Origin of the sequence: Paractinoplanes toevensis (genome assembly GCF_018332695.1) — a bacterium.
In the GTDB taxonomy this organism is placed as follows: Bacteria; Actinomycetota; Actinomycetes; order Mycobacteriales; family Micromonosporaceae; genus Actinoplanes; species Actinoplanes toevensis.
This window is the reverse complement of record NZ_BOQN01000207.1, coordinates 1-1625: the sequence shown is the minus strand read 5'-3', so window position 1 is coordinate 1625 and position 1625 is coordinate 1. Positions and strand designations below refer to the sequence as shown.

The window sequence follows — 1625 nt, the reverse complement described above, 5'->3', positions numbered from 1 at the left end:
AAGTTGATCGTGGTGGCTGGGTTGGTTCTTTCGTGGCTGTGCGGCGTTGTGCGGTGGTCGCGCCGGTGGTGCTGCTGATATCGGCGGTTATGACGGTGGCGGTGGCGGTGCGTCCGGATCAGGTCACGCTCGGAGTGTTGATCTCGCAGGTCCCGCGGGACGCGGTCGATGACGCGGTCGTGGCGTGTGACGTGCGGGAGAAACGCAGCGACGGCAAGCTCCCGGCGCATGTGACCGCGTATCTGACCCTCGCGATGACCTTGTTCCCGGACGACGACTATGCCGAGGTAGCCGCGAAGGTGACCGGCTCGCTCGACCGGTTCGGCTGCTGGAATGCGCGGTGGACGGTGCCGACCTCCTCGGCGATCACCCAGGCCCGTAAAAGACTCGGGCGAGGGCTGTTCGCCGAACTGTTCGCCAGCACGTGCGGGCCGGTCGCCGGCCGGACCGGGCCGGCCGCGTCGGCGATTGCTCTGGGCGCCGCGCGGGGTTCGTTCCTGCGGTCATGGCGGCTGTTGGCGATCGACGGGTTCGAGGTGGACCTGCCCGACAGCCCCGCCAACGCCGCGGAGTTCGGCTATGCCAACGCCCGCGCCGAGAACAGGTCACCGTTCCCGAAGGCCCGGGTCGTGGCGATGGCCGAATGCGGCACCCACGCCTTCATCGCGGCCAGGATCGGCTCGTATGCGACTCACGAAAGAACTTTGGCCGCCTCGTTGTGGTCCCGGCTGCGCGGCGACGACTTGCTCACCGCCGACCGCGGTTTCTACTCGTGGGACAGCTGGACCAACGCCCGGGCCACCGGAGCGGCCCTGCTCTGGCGGGCACCGACGCAGATGCGGCTACCGGTGGTGAAAGTCCTTGCCGACGGCACCTACCTCAGCGTGATCATCAAACCCAACGTCCAGCTGGAATCACGCCGGCAACGCATCCTGGCCGCCGCCCGCGCCGGACAGAACCTGGCCGACATCAACGAAACCCCGGCCGCCTTCACCAGTCGCGGCCTGCCCGTGGCCCACCTGGTCCGCGTCATCGAGTACGACATCACCAACCGCGTCGGTGACGGCACCGGCGAACTGATCGCCCTGCTCACCACCATCCACGATCCCGACGACGCCCGCCCGGATGAACTCGCCGCCGCCTACCACCAGCGCTGGGAACAAGAAACCAGCCACGACCAGCTGAAAACCCACCTCCGCGGCCCCGGCCACACCCTGCGCTCACGCCTACCCGACCTGGTCCACCAGGAAATCTGGGCCTACCTGATCGTCCACCACGCCATCAGCGCCCTGATCGCCCAAGCCTCCGCCGCCGCCGATCTGGACCCCGACCGGATCTCCTTCACCCAAACCCTGCGCCTGATCCGCCGCACCGCCACCGGCACCGCCGCTATTTCCCCCTCAGGACTGGACTGACCAGCTACGCAAGATCCTCAGCCACATCGCCGAACTCCTGATCCCGCAACGCCGCGAACGCACCTGCCCCCGCGCCATCAAACGCAGCCGCACCAAATACCGGGTCAAGAAACCCTGGGAACCAGCCAGCATCCGCCACCAGACGCCACCCACGATCCGCCTGCACGCCTTCCCGCAACCCCCAAGATCAACTTAAGCTACGCGGCATTG

General features: G+C 67.6%; 1 protein-coding gene. It reads left to right on the top strand.

The features are described from left to right. The first annotated feature begins 32 nt into the window (after window positions 1-32). Window positions 33-1415, top strand: a complete 1383-nt coding sequence (locus tag Ato02nite_RS50435) for an IS4 family transposase (RefSeq protein WP_213013880.1) — start codon at window positions 33-35, stop codon at window positions 1413-1415. Window positions 1416-1625: the final 210 nt, after the last annotated feature.